At 62.9% G+C, this 18073-nt stretch carries 23 protein-coding genes; 11 read left to right on the plus strand and 12 right to left on the minus strand.

The genetic code is table 11. The features are described from left to right. Positions 1-70: 70 nt before the first annotated feature. Positions 71-1108 (minus strand): glutamine synthetase beta-grasp domain-containing protein, encoded by a 1038-nt coding sequence (locus tag YUO_RS0105590; protein ID WP_028346388.1) that lies wholly within the window; start codon positions 1106-1108, stop codon positions 71-73. A gap of 566 nt (positions 1109-1674) precedes the next feature. Between YUO_RS0105590 and YUO_RS0105595 the strand changes: the two genes are divergently transcribed. Next, the gene (locus tag YUO_RS0105595) at positions 1675-1878 is read left to right on the plus strand and encodes a DUF2735 domain-containing protein (protein ID WP_028346389.1); all 204 of its coding nucleotides are present in this window, start codon (positions 1675-1677) and stop codon (positions 1876-1878) included. A gap of 93 nt (positions 1879-1971) precedes the next feature. Here YUO_RS0105595 and YUO_RS39840 read toward each other — a convergent pair whose 3' ends face one another. Continuing rightward, on the minus strand, positions 1972-2289 hold the full coding sequence (locus YUO_RS39840) for an MliC family protein (protein WP_035725910.1): 318 nt from the start codon (positions 2287-2289) through the stop codon (positions 1972-1974). Positions 2290-2375: 86 nt separating this feature from the next. On the opposite strand from YUO_RS39840, the gene YUO_RS0105605 reads away from it, so the two are divergent. Further along, a complete protein-coding gene (locus YUO_RS0105605; protein ID WP_028346390.1) occupies positions 2376-3122 on the plus strand; it encodes a tyrosine-protein phosphatase in 747 nt (248 codons plus the stop codon). Here YUO_RS0105605 and YUO_RS0105610 read toward each other — a convergent pair whose 3' ends face one another. Next, positions 3123-3680, minus strand: coding sequence for a hypothetical protein (locus tag YUO_RS0105610; protein WP_028346391.1), 558 nt, complete (start codon positions 3678-3680; stop codon positions 3123-3125). Between the two features lie 200 nt (positions 3681-3880). Beyond that, entirely contained in the window at positions 3881-4081 is a 201-nt protein-coding gene (locus YUO_RS0105615) for a hypothetical protein (protein ID WP_028346392.1), read from the minus strand. A gap of 241 nt (positions 4082-4322) precedes the next feature. Here YUO_RS0105615 and fabG point away from each other — a divergent pair, with 241 nt between their 5' ends. After that, positions 4323-5003 carry a 3-oxoacyl-ACP reductase FabG gene (fabG, locus tag YUO_RS0105620; protein ID WP_028346393.1) on the plus strand — a complete coding sequence of 227 codons (681 nt, stop codon included), beginning with the start codon at positions 4323-4325 and terminating at the stop codon, positions 5001-5003. On the opposite strand, the gene YUO_RS0105625 is transcribed toward fabG, so the two are convergent. Beyond that, positions 5000-5710 carry a hypothetical protein gene (locus YUO_RS0105625; RefSeq protein WP_035725914.1) on the minus strand — a complete coding sequence of 237 codons (711 nt, stop codon included), beginning with the start codon at positions 5708-5710 and terminating at the stop codon, positions 5000-5002. The two genes, fabG and YUO_RS0105625, sit on opposite strands and share 4 nt — an antisense overlap. Positions 5711-5904: 194 nt before the next feature. On the opposite strand from YUO_RS0105625, the gene YUO_RS0105630 reads away from it, so the two are divergent. Continuing rightward, complete coding sequence (locus YUO_RS0105630; RefSeq protein ID WP_028346395.1) at positions 5905-6591, plus strand: DUF2161 domain-containing phosphodiesterase; 687 nt, start codon at positions 5905-5907, stop codon at positions 6589-6591. Between the two features lie 143 nt (positions 6592-6734). Beyond that, on the plus strand, positions 6735-7037 hold the full coding sequence (locus YUO_RS0105635) for a hypothetical protein (RefSeq protein WP_028346396.1): 303 nt from the start codon (positions 6735-6737) through the stop codon (positions 7035-7037). Between the two features lie 78 nt (positions 7038-7115). Here the strand turns inward: YUO_RS0105635 and YUO_RS0105640 are convergent, their stop codons facing one another. After that, a complete protein-coding gene (locus YUO_RS0105640; protein WP_051379236.1) occupies positions 7116-7748 on the minus strand; it encodes a GNAT family N-acetyltransferase in 633 nt (210 codons plus the stop codon). Between the two features lie 259 nt (positions 7749-8007). On the opposite strand from YUO_RS0105640, the gene YUO_RS0105645 reads away from it, so the two are divergent. The 3 genes from YUO_RS0105645 (at position 8008) to YUO_RS0105655 (ending at position 11232) form a co-directional block, all read left to right on the plus strand. Continuing rightward, entirely contained in the window at positions 8008-8961 is a 954-nt protein-coding gene (locus YUO_RS0105645; protein WP_051379237.1) for an AraC-like ligand-binding domain-containing protein, read from the plus strand. Positions 8962-9136: 175 nt separating this feature from the next. After that, complete coding sequence (locus YUO_RS0105650) at positions 9137-10150, plus strand: carbon-nitrogen hydrolase family protein (protein ID WP_028346399.1); 1014 nt, start codon at positions 9137-9139, stop codon at positions 10148-10150. A gap of 32 nt (positions 10151-10182) precedes the next feature. After that, positions 10183-11232 carry a phenylacetaldoxime dehydratase family protein gene (locus tag YUO_RS0105655; protein WP_028346400.1) on the plus strand — a complete coding sequence of 350 codons (1050 nt, stop codon included), beginning with the start codon at positions 10183-10185 and terminating at the stop codon, positions 11230-11232. Positions 11233-11234: 2 nt separating this feature from the next. Here YUO_RS0105655 and YUO_RS0105660 read toward each other — a convergent pair whose 3' ends face one another. Beyond that, positions 11235-11633: a PaaI family thioesterase gene (locus tag YUO_RS0105660; protein ID WP_028346401.1), complete on the minus strand. Its 399-nt coding sequence runs from the start codon at positions 11631-11633 to the stop codon at positions 11235-11237. Positions 11634-11757: 124 nt separating this feature from the next. Here YUO_RS0105660 and YUO_RS0105665 point away from each other — a divergent pair, with 124 nt between their 5' ends. Beyond that, positions 11758-12549, plus strand: coding sequence for a cobalamin-binding protein (locus YUO_RS0105665; RefSeq protein ID WP_028346402.1), 792 nt, complete (start codon positions 11758-11760; stop codon positions 12547-12549). Positions 12550-12689: 140 nt separating this feature from the next. Here YUO_RS0105665 and YUO_RS0105670 read toward each other — a convergent pair whose 3' ends face one another. Next, positions 12690-13967 carry an ArgE/DapE family deacylase gene (locus tag YUO_RS0105670; RefSeq protein ID WP_028346403.1) on the minus strand — a complete coding sequence of 426 codons (1278 nt, stop codon included), beginning with the start codon at positions 13965-13967 and terminating at the stop codon, positions 12690-12692. A 58-nt stretch (positions 13968-14025) separates the two neighbouring features. Then, complete coding sequence (locus tag YUO_RS0105675; RefSeq protein WP_028346404.1) at positions 14026-14739, minus strand: pyridoxamine 5'-phosphate oxidase family protein; 714 nt, start codon at positions 14737-14739, stop codon at positions 14026-14028. Positions 14740-14815: 76 nt separating this feature from the next. Between YUO_RS0105675 and pdxR the strand changes: the two genes are divergently transcribed. Both pdxR and YUO_RS0105685 read left to right on the plus strand, forming a co-directional pair. Beyond that, entirely contained in the window at positions 14816-16321 is a 1506-nt protein-coding gene (gene pdxR / locus YUO_RS39845; RefSeq protein ID WP_051379238.1) for a MocR-like pyridoxine biosynthesis transcription factor PdxR, read from the plus strand. 88 nt (positions 16322-16409) lie between these two features. Then, positions 16410-16670 carry a DUF6719 family protein gene (locus tag YUO_RS0105685; RefSeq protein WP_028346405.1) on the plus strand — a complete coding sequence of 87 codons (261 nt, stop codon included), beginning with the start codon at positions 16410-16412 and terminating at the stop codon, positions 16668-16670. A 16-nt stretch (positions 16671-16686) separates the two neighbouring features. Here YUO_RS0105685 and YUO_RS0105690 read toward each other — a convergent pair whose 3' ends face one another. From YUO_RS0105690 to YUO_RS47045, 3 genes are read right to left on the minus strand one after another with little or no spacing between them, the layout of a single operon-like run. Further along, entirely contained in the window at positions 16687-17136 is a 450-nt protein-coding gene (locus tag YUO_RS0105690) for a nuclear transport factor 2 family protein (protein ID WP_028346406.1), read from the minus strand. A 49-nt stretch (positions 17137-17185) separates the two neighbouring features. Beyond that, complete coding sequence (locus YUO_RS0105695; protein WP_028346407.1) at positions 17186-17581, minus strand: hypothetical protein; 396 nt, start codon at positions 17579-17581, stop codon at positions 17186-17188. 44 nt (positions 17582-17625) lie between these two features. Beyond that, the gene (locus YUO_RS47045; protein ID WP_198027972.1) at positions 17626-17787 is read right to left on the minus strand and encodes a hypothetical protein; all 162 of its coding nucleotides are present in this window, start codon (positions 17785-17787) and stop codon (positions 17626-17628) included. Positions 17788-18073: the final 286 nt, after the last annotated feature.

Genomic DNA, 18073 nt, shown 5'->3' on the forward strand with positions numbered 1-18073 from the left:
TCCGCCAAGGTGGTGCCTTGGCGGATCAGCTTTGCACCCAGGCGCGCCCCGGGTCCTATCGTTAAGTCCCTTAGGCCGCGGCCGCCTTGGCGCCGGTCGGGACTTCCGCGATCGTCTTCAGGATCTGGGATGCGATCTGGTAGGGGTCGCCCTGCGAGTTCGGGCGGCGGTCTTCCAGATAGCCCTTGTAGCCATTGTTGACGAAGGAGTGCGGAACGCGGATCGAGGCGCCGCGGTCAGCCACACCGTAGCTGAACTTGTTCCAGGGCGCGGTCTCGTGCTTGCCGGTCAGGCGCTTGTCGTTGTCCGGCCCGTAGACGGCAATGTGGTCCATGAGATTCTTCTCAAAGGCAGCCATCAGCTTCTCGAAGTATTCCTTGCCACCGACTTCGCGCATGTACTTGGTCGAGAAGTTGGCGTGCATGCCCGAGCCGTTCCAGTCGGTATCGCCGAGCGGCTTGCAGTGGAATTCGATGTCGATGCCGTAGCTCTCGGTCAGGCGCAGCATCAGGTAGCGAGCCATCCACATCTGGTCGGCAGCGGTCTTGGAGCCCTTGCCGAAGATCTGGAATTCCCACTGGCCCTTCGCCACTTCGGCGTTGATACCTTCGTGGTTGATGCCGGCGGCGAGGCAGAGGTTGAGATGCTCTTCCACGATCTTGCGGGCGACATCGCCAACGTTCTTGTAGCCAACGCCGGTGTAGTACGGGCCCTGCGGACCCGGATAACCGTCCGAGGGGAAGCCGAGCGGACGGCCGTCCTTGTAGAAGAAATATTCCTGCTCGAAGCCGAACCAGGCCCCTTCATCGTCGAGGATGGTTGCACGCTTGTTCGAGGAGTGCGGGGTCTTGCCATCGGGCATCATGACTTCGCACATCACCAGCGCGCCGTTTTCCCGCGCAGCATCCGGATAGACGGCGACCGGCTTCAGCACGCAATCGGAGCTGTGGCCTTCGGCCTGCATGGTGGACGAGCCGTCGAAGCCCCACAGCGGAAGCTGTTCGAGCGTCGGGAACTTGTCGAATTCCTTGATCTGCGTTTTGCCGCGCAGATTCGGCGTCGGCGTATAGCCGTCGAGCCAAATATACTCGAGCTTGTACTTGGTCATTGAGCCTCTCTTGAGTTGCTATGAAATGCGGAAGACCGAAACCTTGAATTCTGGATTTTGACGCCCAGCCCCCGGAGGTCTCCGCATACGTGTACCCGGCCACGTCAGGCCACTTCTCACTAAGCACGTAACGTGCCAATCGCTGCAGTGCGGTATTGGCCATCCACAGCCCAGGCCGGCGGCGGCCCAAAATAGAAGCTGCGACATAGGAGCGCGGTCGGCCCGCAAATCGGGCGGTCTGAGGGCGGGTCGGCGGTCCGAATCCAGCCCATTTTTCCGGCATTTTCGCTTCGCTACCGCTAAGCGCTCAAAGGTGCGGCATCCCTTTGAGCCTCCCAGGTCGGACGCCAACTCACCCGAGCAACCATCCCGTCGGCCCACGCGTTGGTCATGCAAACGCTGCCTCGCAGAATGCACCGCCAAAGCTGCCTACGAAATAGACAAAACCTGCCGCTCTCTTGGTCACTTGCACCCGCCCGGGGCACCGACAATATCGCCTTACGTAACCAGTAGAGAACGAGTCGGGCGCACCATGGAGGCTCGCGCTTCGACAACAGGAGACTGCAATGATGAATCCGAGTTTGAATCACGGGTCAGCCACGATCTACCAATTCCCAACCGGGGGCCGGGCGGCTCTCGGGGGACGTCGCTATGGCGAGACCAAGGCCGTGACCGAGTTTGTGGCCCAACCGGTCAACCTCGCGGACTGCTGCGATAGCTGGTACCACGCCGCGGCGATCGAGGACGCCAAAACCGAGCGGGATCACTGATGCTTGGGAGGTGTTTGGCAGGGGCGCGCCGGGCAAACGAGGCGCGGACAGAGAACTAGAAAAGGGTCGGAACGAAATCGTTTCGGCCCTTTTTCATGTCTGCTCGCACGTCGTGGTCCGCCGTCTGGCATGCTTGAGTGTGGTGACGCCGGCTTTGGTGATCCGTAGCGTCACGCCCTTCCCCTGGTAACGCGACCCTGACAGGGTCCAACGCTTGGGTAGCGTCACCGCCTTGCCGTCGAGTTGTAGATGGGCACGCTTGTCGTATTGAAAAAATCCAACCGTGAACTGCGAGCCGTCGGCGCAACGATAATTCTGGAAGCTGGACTGCGCCGACGCCGGTGACGGCATGGTTGCAACCGCGGCGAACCCTAGCGCCGCGCCAAAAATCGTGATGTTCCGCCGATTCATGCTTCGCCCTCTTGCGAGTTCAGTATAGACGAGACGGGGCCGAACGACACCCGTCCCTTGTTCTCCGTCCGAACCCTTGCTGCATGATGTCAGATTCCCCTGCCCGCCATCTCAATCTCGCCGGCGCCAGCAATTTTCGCGATCTCGGCGGCTACCCCACAAGCGACGGCCGGACCGTACGCTGGCGGCAGATTTTTCGTTCCAACCATCTTGGCCACCTCACCGAAGGCGATGTCTCCGTCCTGCGGGAGCTGGGCGTCCGCAGCGCGTTCGATTTTCGCGGCACCGAGGAGCGCGCCGTCGCCCTGTGCGGCATGCCGGAAATCACTGTTCATTCGCTGCCGGTCGAGCCGACGGTGGTCGCGGCGCTGCGCGCGATCGCAGCCGCCGGTACGCCGCTGTCTACGGACCACGCCGTCGAGGTGATGCGCGATTCCTACCGCAGCTACGTACAGAACAACACGCAGCATTTCCGCGCGCTCTTTGCCCATCTGTTGGAAGACCGCGCGCCCCTGGTGATCCATTGCACCGCCGGCAAGGACCGCACCGGCTTTGCGTGCGCGCTGATCCTGCATACGCTCGGTGTTTCCGAGGACATCATCTCGGAAGACTATCTGCTGACCAACCGCTTCTACCGCAGGGACCCCAATCACAGCAGCGACCTGCCCGAGAACGTCAGCCAGGTGCTGGGCTCGGTGCAGGCATCGTTCCTCGCCGCCGCCTTCGAGGCCATCGACGCCGACTATGGTGATCTCGAAAGCTATCTCCGCGATGGTCTTGGCCTCGGCGAAACCGAACGCGCCCATCTCGAAGCGCGCTATCTGCAGCGCTGATCACCTCACCCGCTGCATCGACACGACCTGCGCGGACAGCTTGCCGCCTCTCGCCCTGACGTTGACCTGCACCTTGTAGTCGTTGCTGGTTTCGCCCTTGGGCGCATAGAGCATCGCGGTAAAGCGCACACGGCCGCGCGCATCGAGTGTCACGGGCAGGTCCTCATGCACTCGGAATGAATTACCCTGGCGGTCTCGCGGCGGAAGCCTGGCCGTCATGACCGGCTCGACCAGCGCACGCAGATTGAGCTTGGTCGCCGTTTCACCATCAATCCGGTAATAGGCAAAGGAATCGCTCTCCCAGCGGCTGTTCGCCACCTCGACGACGGCCCGGCTGTCCGGCGACCAGGCCGCAAGCAGTTCGTAGCGGTTCGCCCGCATTTCACCCGTCTCCCAATAGGTGCCGCCCAGTGTGGCCAGCACCGCGCCATCGGTGACACGGATCAGGACGTTTTCGACGTCGTTGGGAGTATCCTGGCCGTACGGCAGCCCTTGCGCGGTTCGCCAGGCGAACGCGTAGTCCTTCGAGGGCGAGGTGGTGCCGGCGACGACACGCATCGCGTCCCTCCCCCCACCGCATACGAGGCTGCCATGTTGATCGGCGACGCAGGCCTGCGCATAGGCGCCGGCCATTGGCTGAACGCAAAATGCGAGGAGCGCGAGTCGAAATGCCAGATCGCGACGCATGGCGCCATCTTATCTGGTAGACGCCCGCCGTAAAGCGAGCCGGAGCGGCCCGGAAGGCGGCGCTTATCGGCTCAGGCCGCCGCTTCCATTTCCAGTTCGGCGTCGAGATCGGCGATGACGTCCTCGAACGCCGAGATCGCCTGCTGGATCGCTGCGATCTGCATCAATTCCCAGCTCGAGACCGGACCGCTGCGATTCTGCAGCGCTACAACCAGGTCGCGCCGCTGCTCCTTAAGCTGAACAAGCGGTAAACCATGATCCGGCAAACCCATGACAAATCCCCCTGCCTTTTTGTTGGAGTCCTGTTGTACCGAATGGATTCTGCAAACGGCTTACAGAACTCCGGCAAATTTTATCGATTTGGCTCCATCCCTACGTAGCTCGCCACCGCCAGCCAGCGCGGACCGCGATAATTTGGGCTGGCGAGACTGACGGTCATGCAGAAATTCGCCGCATTGGGATTGAAAATCTCCTGATAGGGTGCGCTCCCTCATCCGCATGCGGAGGCCCTTCATGGACGGAAAAGTCATTGTCGTGACGGGCGCGCTGGGTGCGCTCGGCCGGGTGGTCGTGGACGAAGCGCTGGCGCAGGGCGCCCGGATTGCAAGCGTCGATCATGCCCCGACGCAAGTCCCCGCCACGGCGGATCTATTCGAACTCGGCGGCGTCGACCTCACCGATGCCGCGGTAGCCAAAAAGGCCATCAACGCCGCGGCCGCGCATTTCGGCAAGCTCGATGCGCTGATCAACATCGCCGGCGGTTTTGCCTTCGAGACGGTGGCGGAGGGCGATCCCAAGACCTGGCAACGGATGTACGCGCTCAACGTCATGACCGCGCTCAACGCCTCGTGCGCGGCGATCCCGCATCTCGCCGCATCGGGCGCGGGCCGCATCGTCAATATGGGCGCAATGGGCGCGCTGCAGGCAGGTAGTGGCATGGGCGCCTACGCCGCCTCAAAAGCCGGCGTACACCGCCTCACCGAGGCGCTCGCCGCCGAGCTCAAGGGCAAGATCACGGTCAACGCCGTGCTGCCGTCGATCATCGACACCGCGGCCAACCGCGCCAGCATGCCGAACGCCGATTTCACCAAATGGGTGACGCCGAAGGAACTGGCCGACGTGATCCTGTTCCTCGCCAGCGACGCCGCAAGCGCCGTCACCGGCGCGCTGCTGCCGGTGAATGGGCGGGTTTAGCCCTCCACCTCCACCAGCTTTCGCAGCACCGCCCTGAAGCGGATGCTGCGCTTGCCGACGAGCGCGGTGGCTTCGCCTTCCGCACCGTCGCGGTCATACGTGCCGGAAAAGCCGATGCCGACTTCATGGCCGCCGAACACCGGCCGTTCGCCCATGGCCGGGGTATGCTCGCGGTTGATGAGTTCGCCCTTCCATCTGCCGTTCGCCGCAGTGTACGCCCCGACATAGTCGAAGAACGCATCGCCGCCCCTGATGCGGCCGTTTTGCAGCATCATGACACCGGTGTTGCCGGCATCGATTCCGTCGAGCATACGAATGTGGATCGAATAGAGCCCGTTGCCGATCCCGTCAGGGCCGACCGTACCAGGCGGCGGCGCATCGGTATCATCGATAGGGCTCAGAACCGTCGTGAAATGGATGCCGGGCAAGGCCGCGCTGCCGCCGTTAAAATGAAACTCCTCGCCGCGGGGCGCGCCCCTGAAATTCATCACGGCATGTTCAACTTCGAACATCGGAACGTATTTGGGATCGTGATAGTGGCGCGACATCGTAACCTGGCAAGAGACGATGCCATCGGTTTCGGTGAAGTGGCCGACAAAGGAAGAGCCGGAATCGCCGCCGTACAGTCTGCCGCCCGATGTCGCAAACATCACGCCGCTGCCCGTGCCGCGGGCCGTGGTGAAGCGGAATTTGTATAGCCCTTGCAACGCGCCTACTCGCTGTGGGAGCGGCAAATGCCTGTGGCCCGCGAACGATCGATTCGCAGGTTCCCTCAAACTGCCGCTGGCCTTGTCCCCGCGCCGACAATAGCCGCTCCGGGGCTATCCGATCAAACGCTTTACCGGAATTGGGCTAGGCTCGGCGTGTTGAGTCGCGGCAGCCAGCGCCGCCGGAGCTTGCCTTGGAAACCGCACTTTATCTTCCCGTCAAACGCTTCCTCGAAAAGCTCGGCTTCACCGTCAAAGGCGAGGTCGGCGGCTGCGATCTTGTGGCGCTGAGTGGCGACGATCCGCCGATCGTGGTGATCGGCGAACTGAAGCTCTCCTTCAATCTGGAACTGATCCTGCAGGCGGTCGATCGCGCCGGCGCTGCCGACGAGGTCTGGCTTGCGGCTAAATTATCCGCCCGCGGCAAGGGCCGCGAAAGCGACGCGCGGTATCGTAACCTCTGCCGCCGGCTTGGCTTCGGCATGCTCGCTGTCACCAACACCGGCGATGTGGAAGTACTCGTCAAGCCGCCGACATCAGCGCCCCGCCGCGATCCCAAAAAGCGCTCGCGGCTGATCGCGGAGCACCAGAAGCGCAAGGGCGATCCCGTCATGGGTGGATCGACGCGCGCGCCGATCATGACGGCGTACCGTCAGCAGGCGCTGGCCTGCGCCTCCGCGCTGTCAGGCGGGCCGCGGCGCGTCAGGGATTTGCGGGCGGAGATTCCCGATGCCGGAAAAATCCTCTTGCATAATGTTTATGGCTGGTTCGATCGCGCCGAGCGCGGCATCTACGTGCTGACTGATGCCGGCCATGCCGCGCTGAAGCGCTGGCCACAACCGCCGCTGGATCTGGCTGTCGCGGGCAATCCCTCGCCATGATGGCAAGCATGGTGACACCGAACCATACAGCGCTACCGGACTTGAAAGATTTTAGACGCATGGCTGTATTGCCGAGCGAAATTCATATTGCAATGCAACATTAGGGCACCTAGGTATCTCCGCAATCAAATGCGAGGCGCCTTATGAGCGAAGACTGGAACACGAAATACGGCACACGACGCGTCCGGCGGGATCCGCCGACGCTGGAGGAGGCAATCTTCGCCGCGGTCGGGATCACTGACGATCAGCAGCAGCAGGCGGAAATCGCCGCCGCGCTGATGGGCCTGCCTTATGAGGAAGTGCTGGCTGAAGTGAAGAAGACCGGCCGTGCGCTGGCACGATCGGCCACCCGCGTCATTGCAGGCGAGCAAGGCGCACAGCGTTCGGTCGTGGTCGAGCGCCGCGTCGTCAGGCGTTTTGGCAATGACAAGCGTACCGGCACCTGAACAGCCGCGACTAGCTGAATTGCACGGAGAATTGCCCAAGGCGTTGGGCAATCCTCGAGATCGAACGTACGGATCGGCTTAAGAGGCCCCCCACTCAGACGGGGCGGTCCCGGCCATACGAAGCAGCATTCGCCGATAAGCGCGGTTGAAAGCCACCACCGCCCGCGTCGTATTCAGCACGCTCTCGATCCAGGACGTCGCAAGTTCGGCCTGATCATACTTCGTCAGATCGATCGTGCCGGTGGATTCGCCGTGGCGGAATACAAGCTGCGCGCCAAACTTGCTGGCGAGCGCCCGCATCGCCTCGTTCTGCGCGCCGGTGGTGATTCGCAGGCTTTTATAGCCCTTGGCGCGTGCTTCCTTGATCAGCTTGCGGAACAGGATGCTGCCGACGCCGCGACGCCGCACGGAGGTTTCGACGCTGAAGGCGATCTCGGGAAGCGAATCCGGTGACTGGTCCGGCGGATGCAGCTCCGCCGCTCCGCGAACCACGCCGTTTTCAAAGAAGGCGATGATCGTCGTGCCGTCATTGGCGCATTTCTCGGCGTAGCGCTCGATGAAGCTGTCGTCCATGAAGCCATGGAAACGATCGCGACGGCTGGTGCGGTCGAGCCGCAGCAGGTGATCGCGCAATAGCGGCAGTTCTTCCTGCTGGCTCAGCGTGCGCACGCTGCTATCGGCAAGCGCAGCCGCAATAACGGTGAGGTACATAGTCCAAAACTCCTCTGAGAAAACCCTCGAGGAGGCGTCGAATCCCTAGACCACCCATATTGTGCGGCGCAACATCGAATTCAAGACCGGATTGCTCCGTGTACTGCCTTAAATAACAGCAACATTTCCAGCGATTTAGCCGACCCGCCATTAACCAATTGTTAAGCTTCGTCACCCGGCCCAAAGTGGGCATGGAGCTTGCTTATTTTGGATGCGCCAAGCCCAGGCAACGCACCCGGATGGTTCGTGGAGACCCATTGTGGCTGTCGTGCTCGACACCAGATCTTGCCTTCCGGAGCGCCGGCTTGCGGTGTGGCAGGACATCGTGTGCGACACCTTCGTCGGGCTCGACTGCAAATCGGACCTGCGCGGCGCGTTTTGGGGCTCGGTGTCGCAATCCAGAATTGGACAGGTCGCGCTCACGCAGGTCGATTCCACTGCACAGCGGGTATTCCGCACGCCGTCGCGAATAGCCCGCGCCAGCGAAGATTTCGTGCTGATGGCGCTGGGCAACAACGGCGTGAACGGCGTGTTTCAGGATGGCCGCGAGGCTGTCGTCTCCGCGGGACAATTCGTCATTTACGACACCACCCGCCCCTACGAGCTGCGGTTCGACGACAGCTTTTCGCAGACCATCTTCCAGATGCCGCGCAAGCTGCTGCAACAACGCGTCGGCTCGTTCGATAGTCTGACTGCGACGACGTTTGCAGGCGATCGTCCGCTCGAACGGCTGACATATGATTTCGCGCGCAATGTGAGCAAGACGATCGAACTGGTTGATCCCGCCGCCGCAACGCGCCTGCTCGACCAGGCGCTCGACCTGCTGGCGATGACGCTTGCCGAAAGGCTGCATGCCCGCTTGCCGGAGCAGTCGGCCCACCGGTCGGCGCTGCTCTATCGCCTCAAGAACCATATCCTGACGCATCTTTCCGATCCCGAACTGTCGCTGCCGCGCGCTGCAGCCGCAGTCGGAATCTCGCCGCGTTATGCCAGCGATCTGATGGCCGCCGAACAATCCTCGTTCCGCAGCTATGTGCAGGCGCAACGGCTGGAGCGCTGCAAGCGTGATCTTGCCGACCCCGCCTACCAGGCCCGGCACATCGGCGAGATCGCCTTCGCCTGGGGCTTCAACGACCTCGCCCATTTCAGCCGCATCTTCAAGCAGCGCTTCGGCATCTCGCCGCGCGAATGGCGCGAGCAGCCGGGCAAGTAACGTCTTTCGACCTCACCTCTTCTTCCCGTTGCGCCCACCCATCGGACGCCGCTTAGCGCCGTCCTCCTGCCGGTTAAGACAAGTTTTCGTTCCGCCGCGGACAAGCGGTGCGCATCGCCACGGCTGTAGGCTTGGCATCAGCGAATGTCAGTTGTCGATGCGGGAGGACGATGCGATGGGTCTGGTTCATCAGAAATACAAGGTGGCGGTGGTTCAGGCGGCGCCGGTTTTTCTCGATCTTGATGCGACCGTGGACAAGACTATCAACCTGATCGAGGAGGCTTCCGCCAACGGCGCGAAACTGATCGCGTTTCCCGAAACCTTTATTCCCGGGTACCCATGGCAGATCTGGCTCGGCGCGCCGGCCTGGGCGATCGGTCGCGGTTTCGTGCAGCGCTACTTCGACAACTCGCTCGCCTTCAACAGCCCGCAGGCGGAAAAGATCCGCCAAGCCGTGAAGCGCACCAAACTGACCGCGGTGCTCGGACTATCCGAACGCGATGGCGGAAGCCTCTATATCGCGCAATGGCTGATCGGCCCTGACGGCGAGACCATCGCCAAGCGGCGGAAACTGCGGCCGACCCATGCCGAACGCACCGTGTTCGGTGAAGGCGACGGCAGCGATCTCGCCGTGCACGATCGCGCCGACGTCGGACGGCTCGGTGCCTTGTGCTGCTGGGAGCATCTGCAGCCGCTGTCGAAATACGCGATGTATGCCCAGAACGAACAGGTCCATGTCGGCGCCTGGCCGAGTTTTTCGCTGTACGATCCGTTCGCGCATGCGCTCGGCCATGAGGTCAACAATGCCGCCAGCAAGGTCTATGCGGTCGAAGGCTCGTGCTTCTTCCTCGGCCCCTGCGCTGTCGTTTCGCAAGCCATGATCGACGAACTCTGCGACACCCCCGAAAAGCATGCCTTCCTGCATGTCGGCGGCGGCCACGCCGTGATCTACGGGCCGGACGGCAGTTCGCTGGCCGATAAACTCCCGCCTGACCAGGAAGGAATTTTGTATGCCGACATCGACCTCGGCATGATCGGGGTAGCGAAGAACGCCGCCGATCCGGCCGGGCATTATTCGCGGCCCGACGTCACGCGGCTGTTGCTCAACTCCACGCGCGCCAACCGCGTCGAGCATTTCTCGCTTCCTGTCGACGCCGAGGTCATGAGCGAAATCAGGCTGCAGGCCTGACGCGCTTCATTTTTTCGAGAAGGAGCAGGCCCATGGAATCCGCAATCCCTGCGCATCTGCAAACCGCGCGAACGCGTCACCGCCGCGTCGGTGAAGATTATGCGCCGCCCTACCCGTCCTTCGTGGCGCGGCACAAGCCAAGCGTGACGCGGGTCGTGATGGCCTATTTCGGCATCCAATCCCGCGGCGCGTTCCCGGCCGTCGCGGAGCAGGCGTTGGCCCGGCTCGCATCGGATTTCGCAGCCGCGGACGGCCCTTCCCATTGGGACCGCGCGAGCTATATCGATGAGGCCGGTTTCACCAACGTCATCACGGTGGCCTATTGGGATGACCGGCAGAAATTCGATCGCTGGTTTCCCGCCGTGCGCGAGCGCTGGACTGGCGAGCAACGGACCAATAACGGGTGCGGGACTTTCATCGAGGCGCTTTACCCGTCCGTGGAAGGCTACGAGACGCTGTTCTCTTCGCTCGGAAGGCCCGAAGGCGTCGCCGTTCTCGCCGATGGCATGAGCGGCGAAGTGTTGGAGCACGCCTATTGGGGTGGCATGCGCGACCGCATCCCGCTGTCCCAAACCAGCGAGATGGCGCCCTCAGGTTCCGCGCGAGCCATTCGTGAGGGCGCGCGCATCCGGATCATCCCGCACGACAACATCTGCCTGATCCGCTCGGGCCAGGATTGGGGCGATACCGAATCCGCGGAGCGCAAGATGTACCTCGGCGATGTCGAGCCGGTGCTGCGCGAAGGCATGGATTTCCTCCGCGACCAGGGACGTTCGATCGGCTGCTACGCCAACCGCTACATGACCGTCATCGGCCCTGACGGCGCGCGAGCCGAAAAGTCCTACGGCATGAGCTGGTGGAAGAGCCTGTCGGCGCTGGAGCGCTGGGCTGAATCGCATCCGACCCATGTCAGGATTTTCGGCGCCGCCATGAAATATCTGTCGACGCTCGGACCGGCCGCAAAACTGCGGCTGTACCACGAGGTCACCGTCGCCCGCGCCGACGAACAGCTCTTCGAATATGCGGATTGTCACCCGCAAACCGGAATGCTGAACGCCGTGCAGAGGGTGGAGACGGCCTGAGGCTACAGCACCATCTGGGTTTGCGTAACGACCGCGACCAGCTTGCCGTCCTCTGTCTCCAGCCGCGTCTGCCAGACTTGGGTGCGGCGCCCCCGATGCACCGGTGTGGCGGTCGCTATCACCGTAGACCCTTCCTTGGCGCCGCCGATAAAATTGGTCTTGCTCTCGATCGTGGTGGTGCCCTTGGCATCTTCGGGCAGATTGATGAAGGTCGCGGCAGCGCCGACTGAATCCGCAAGGGCCATGATCGCGCCGCCGTGAATCGTATTCCGCAGCGTGCAGAGGTCCGGCCGCACCAGCATCCTGGCGACCACCCGATCCATTCCGGCTTCCGTGAAGGTAACCCCCTTCAGTTCCGCAAACGGCATCTTCATCGACTGGATCTTTTCGAGCGGCGTCATTCGTCCTCCGGCTTTTCTTTGAAGTGATTTCCTGAACAGAATGGAGGCTGCCGGTAAATCAGGCAATGACCTCCGAGGTAATGGCGGCCGTGACATGGCGCGCGGAATTCGGCATACCGTCGGCATGCGCTACTTCCCGCCCCGCCGGATCGTCTGCCTGACCGAGGAGACCGTGGAGACGCTGTACTTGCTCGGCGAGCAGGACCGCATCGTCGGTGTCTCCGGCTATGCGGTGCGCCCGCCGGGCGTCCGTCGCGAGAAGCCGCGGGTCTCGGCCTTCATATCGGCGGACATTCCAAAGATTCTGGCGCTTGAGCCCGACCTCGTGCTCGCCTTTTCCGATCTGCAGGCAAACATCGTTGCCGACCTCGTGCGCGCGGGCGTCGCCGTCCATGTCTTCAACCAGCGCGACATTGCGGGCATCCTCGCGATGATCCGGACGCTGGGGGCTATGGTCGGTGCGGCGGAGCGCGGGGATCAACTCGCGCGCGGCTTTGAAGAGCGCCTCGCGCAGGTCGCCGCGACGCCCCGGGCCGCACCGAAGCCCAAAGTCTATTTCGAGGAGTGGGACGATCCGCTGATCTCCGGCATCGGCTGGGTTTCCGAACTGATCGAGATCGCCGGTGGCGAGGACGCGCTGCCGAAGCTGCGGTTTCAGCAGGCCGCCAAGGACCGGATCATTTCGTCCGACGTGGTGCGCGACGCCGCACCCGATGTGATCCTCGCCTCGTGGTGCGGCAAGAAGGTGGTGCCCGACCGCATCCGGCAGCGTTCGGGCTGGGGCGATATCCCAGCGGTGCGCAACAACCGCATTGTCGAAATCAAGTCGACGATCATCCTGCAACCGGGGCCGGCTGCGCTGACGGATGGGCTGGATGCGATTGTTAGGGCGTTGTGGCCGGAGTCGACAATTTAACCGTCGTCCCTGCGAACGCAGGGACCCATAACCACTGGCGCCAATTGGAGCAGAAGGTCACGACCATCTCGCGCCACTGAGAGGCCGCGGCGTATGGGTCCCTGCGTTCGCAGGGACGACGTAGCTTTCGCAGCGCGCGCCTACATCTTCTCCACACCGCACCATTCCGCAATGAACAGCGCGGTGGCTTTGGTCGACTTTCGCAACGAGTCCAGCTCGACATACTCGTTGAAGCCGTGCATCGCGGCGCCCTTCGCGCCGAAGCAGAGGCTCGGAATGTTGTAATTCAACCCGTAGAACCGGGTATCGGTCAGCGCGGTGAACGCGCGATCTGGCACCGCGCCTCCATAGACGGCGTCGAACGCTTTTGCGAAAGCGGCTTCCGGCTCAGCCGAGTTCGTCAGCTCATAACCCTCAGACAAAAAGCCCGACCATTCGACCTGCGGCGGATTGTTGGAGAGGAATCGATGACCGCGCGCCGCCGCCGACACGCAGGCCAAAATCTCCTTCTGGCATTCGGCGATCGACCAGCCCGGCAGGACTGCAATCCGGCAATCGACGTCGCACCAGGCCGGCACGCTGGAGGCCCAGTCGCCGCCCTTGATGATGCCGGGGTTGAAGTTGAGCGGATGCGCGACCGCCTTGAAATGGCGGTCCGCCTTGGCACGCTCGTTCCAGTCGGCCTCGAGCTTCTGCAGCGCGTGGATCAGATGATACGCCGCCATGATCGCGTTGGCACCGGCGCCGGCCTCGAACACATGCACCGGGAAGCCGCGCACCTTCAGGCGAAACCAGATCACGCCGACCTGCGAGCGCACCATGGTCTCGCCGGTCGGCTCCGGGATGAAGCAGGCGTCCGCGCGATAACCGCGCTGGAGGGTAGAGAGTGCGCCGACGCCGGTCGACTCTTCCTCGATCACGGATTGAAAATGGATGCGCGCCGTCGGCCTTAGCCCGGCAGCCTTGATCGCATCCAGCGCATACAGCGCACCGATGGTGCCGGATTTCATGTCGCAGGCGCCGCGGCCGTACATTTTGCCGTCCTTGATGGCGGGCGAGAACGGCGGCGTTTCCCACATGTCGAGGGGACCGGCCGGCACCACGTCGCAATGACCCTGCAAGATCAGCGATTTGCCTGAAATGTTCGCGGGACGGTACGTGCCGACCACCGTGCGCGCTCTGGAAAAATCATGCTCGATCGGACCGAAGCCGCGCAGACCCTTCAAATCCTCGACGTCGATATGCCAATCGTCGACCTCGTAGCCGCGTTGGCGCAGGAGATCGCCGATCATGTCCTGGCACGGCCCCTCGGCGCCGCGGGTCGAGGGGATCGCAACGAAATCCTTCGTCGTCGCCAGTTGCGCATCAAAGCCGGCGTCGACGGCGTCGAGGATTCTTTGTTGCGTATCGGTCGTCATGCGGCAGCTCCAGTGAAGGAAATTTCGGGAAGTCGGGTGTGCGCACCCTACCCCGATCTCAGCCGCCGGCGTAATGCGTAAAATGCGCATCCCGCAATGCATCTTCGAGCAGGCGGCCTTCGGAATAGCCGCTCAGCGAGGCCGGTCGCTCGACGCCGTCAAGGAGCCGCGGACAGGGTTCCGGCCGACCCAGCACGGTCCGCACCGGAATACGCTCGGCATAAACAGGCAGTTCATAGTCTTCATCGTCGTCAGCGACACCCTTCGACCTGATCTTGGCGGAGGCCTGCTCGATTTCCATCGCGATCACCGACGTCGCCTTGATCTCCTGCGCCGTGCTTTGCCTTAGCGTCGCGGTCCGATCGGGAAAGAAGCGGTCGACCATGGCGACGAGCGCGCGCTCCTTCTCCACCGGATCGGTGACGAGATAGGCGGTGCCGAAAGCCATCACGGCGCGGTAATCCGCCGAATGATTGAAGCCGCAGCGGGCCAGCACCAGGCTGTCGAGATGGGCAACGGTAAGACAGACCCTCTCGCCCTCGGACTGGTTTCGCAGCATGCGGCTGGCGCTGCTGCCATGCCAGTACAGTTTGCTGCCCTCCCGCCAGAAGAACGTCGGCGTGCAATAGGGCTGTCCGTCGATGACGTAGGAGACGTGGCACAGCATCGAGGCGTCGAGCAGGCTGTGCACGGTGGCGTGGTCGTAGAAGCCGCGATCATGACGGCGCTTCACCTGGTTGCGCGGCGATAACGGATACACATCGGCGGTCACGGCAGCTCCTGTTGGATCGGGTGAGCGGTCGTTGAGAGTTGTACCGGCCAATTTGGTCTGCGATAGTGCCAATTCGATGCGAAAAATTCCGACCAATTCCCCGCCGGCGCGACGCAAGGCCGAGCTCGCGCTCGATCTCTCCGGCCCCCACGTGGCGCCGGGCGCCTCGGCCCCGCACCGGCTCTATCAGGCGCTGTGCCACGCCATCACGGGCGGAATTGCAAAGCCCGGCGAGCCGCTGCCGCCGTCGCGCACGCTTGCGAAGCAGACCGGCTTCCGCCGCAACGCCGTCACGTCAGCCTATGAGCGGCTGATCGCGGACGGCTTTGCGGTAGCCACCGTCGGCTCCGGCACTTTCGTCGCCGCGCGCATTCCCGCCCGCGTCCATGACTCTCGCAGGACGAAGATTGTAATCGAGCCGCCGCAGCAAGGCCCGCTGGCGCTCGGCTGCACGCACATCGACGAACGGGCGCTGCAGCGCTTCCGGGCATTTGTCGGCCGGCGCATGCGCGCCTTCGGCACCGAACACCTGCAGTACGGCGATCCCAGGGGCAGCCGCGAACTCCGCGCCGCGATCGCCGATCATTTGCTGTCGGCGCGTGGGCTGCGCTGCGATCCCGACCAGATCATGCTGACGTCGGGAACGCAGCATGCGCTGCGGATCGTGCTGGGCGCGATCCTGAAATCCGGTGATCAGACCTGGTGCGAAGACCCCGGCTATCCCGCGGCACGAAGGGCGATCGAGCATTGCGGCCTGCGCCCCATCTCGGTGCCGGTCGACGCTTCAGGCCTGATCGTGGCCAGGGGCCGAGCCCTCGCCCCTTCGGCTGGCGCGGCCTATGTGACTCCGTCCCACCAATTTCCCCTCGGCGTGCAGATGTCGATGCCGCGGCGGCTGGAACTGCTCGACTGGGCCAGGGATGCGGATGCCTTCGTGATCGAGGACGACTACGACAGCGAATTTCGATACGACGGCGCGCCGCTGCTGTCACTCGCCGGCATCGATCATCTCTCGCGCGTCATCTACATGGGCACGTTTGCAAAGACATTATTTCCCGGATTGCGCATCGGCTACTGCGCGCTGCCCGAGCGGCTCGTCGAGCCGGTGACGACCGCCCGTGCCGCGCTCGACCGTTTTCCCGGCACACTGCTCGAAGGCGCCGTCGCAGACATGCTGAATTCCGGCGCGTTCGCGGCCAACCTGCGCCGGGTGCGCGGGATCTATCGCGAAGCGCGGGACGTGCTGGCTTCGACCCTGTCGACCGCGTCGAATGGAGCGCTATCAGTGCCGGTGCCCTCGCAGGGTCTGCATCTGGTCGCGCAGTTCGATCCATCGACCGATCCCTGCATCGCCGCGCAGGCCAAGGCCGAGGCCGGCGTCGCAGGTTGGCTGCTGGCGGAAACTTATTTCCGCGCCCGCCCGCTTGCCGGCTTCGTCCTCGGCTTTGCCGGCCACAAGCTGCCACAACTGATCGCGTCGGCCGAGCGACTCGCGAAGTCATCGCTGGCCGCTTTGCAGGCAAATGGCAAGCCGAACAAGGCTGGAATTGGCAAGGTCAAACGGCTGAAGGCCGTGACGTGACCACTCACACCGGCTGGCACCCTATCAGAATCGCGGCCGCGTCACTAAGCTCGATAGTCAAAATCAACTTCACGAACGGAAATACCCAATGCCCGGCCATCGCAACGTCTCGCATCTCGTCATCGGTGCATTGATCGCAGGCGTGGTCGGCCATGCAACGACGGCCCTCGCCCAGACGGTCTCGCGCGAGCAGGACATTGTCGACCTCAGGCTCGGCCAGCGCGTCCTGGTCGATGATGGATCGTGTCCGACGGGACAAATCAAGGAAGTCCAGGGCTCGCAAATGACGACGTCAGGCGTGCTCCGCACCCGCAAGTGCATTCCGCGGCTGGGGACCAAAAAGCGCTAGCGGCGATCGCGCCGGCCTAGAACATGCCGTTGTTGTTGGCGGCCTTCTCGGGAATTTCCTGCACGACATCCCAGTGCTCGACGATCTTGCCGTTCTCCAGCCTGAAAATGTCGACGATGGCGCGGCCGCGCGTGCCTTTCTCGCGCACGCTATGGACGTGGACGATCACGTAGTCGCCATCGGCAAAAGCGCGCTTGATCTCGCTGCGGGAGTCCGGAAATTTCTCGCGCAGAAAACCGAGGAAGGCCTTGAAGCCCTCGATGCCATCCGGCGCCGTCGGATTGTGCTGAATATAATGCGGCCCGAAAAACTTCGCCGCGGCATCAAAATCCTTCCGATTGAGAGCCGCATCGTAAAATTCGAGCACGGCCTTCTTGTTGGCCTCCTGTGTTGCTGCGTCGGCAGCGAACGCCGGAGATATGGCCAGCGACAATAGGGCGATCAGGCCGACAAAAAGAGATTTCATGACAGCTCCCTTGTGCAATCGGTCTAGATACGGAGCCTAACCTACCAGCTTACTGGTTCGTCGCCGGCTCGAACATGCATTGCAGCGTCGGCTTGGCGATCTTGGTGAAGGTCGGGCCGATCAGGGATTGCTTTGATGCCGGCACCCACGCGGTCTCGATCGTCGGCACCCCGGTCTCGCTGATGCCGCGCAGCAGCGCTTCGCGCAGGTCGGCATCTTCGACGGTCGCGGCGGCGTAGTCGTGCAGGCAGGCGCAAACGGTTTCGGGATGCGCCCAGCGTCCGACCATATGCGGCGCGCAGAGCCGCACGAACTCGCCGCGCGGATCGGGCATCTTGAACAGCGAACGGAACGAGGTCTGCGGCGGCTGAAACTGGACTTGAGCCTGCGCCGCACCGCTGAGAAGAGACGCAAAGATAACAGCAGAACAGATGCGTACGAACATACCGAGCCTTTATCGGCGATCTCGTTGCAAAGGATCCGCTACGCTCAGTTGGCGGCCACGACCATTGGTAACGGCGCCGGAGCCGCAACCGGCGAGCCGTTATAGGCGAAGGTGCCAACCCCCGGCAGGTCCTGATCCGAAGAACCAGCCATCGAGGGACCAGCCAGGACGAAGACCAAGGCGAGGATGAAGCTGATGGTCCACATCTGACTGTCTCCAGGTGGCCGGCGGTGCCCGCCGTCTCGTTGGCCACCTGATAACTGTCGGCTGTTTCCAGACATCTGCTCCAAAAACGAAAAATGGTTTCGTCGCGCGGGAGAATTGTTTCGTCGGTCCTGTCGGACGAAACAATAGCGGGAAAAATCCAATGAATTCAGCCGGGCCGCTCGTACTTGAGATGCTCAGGCTGAACTTCGCAAGCTGGTCATTGCGGCCACTTTGGCCCTCGTCCAATGACCGAGGACCGCCTCACTCGCTGGCAGATCGGATGAA

Source organism: Bradyrhizobium murdochi (assembly GCF_000472965.1).
Taxonomy (GTDB): domain Bacteria; phylum Pseudomonadota; class Alphaproteobacteria; order Rhizobiales; family Xanthobacteraceae; genus Bradyrhizobium; species Bradyrhizobium murdochi.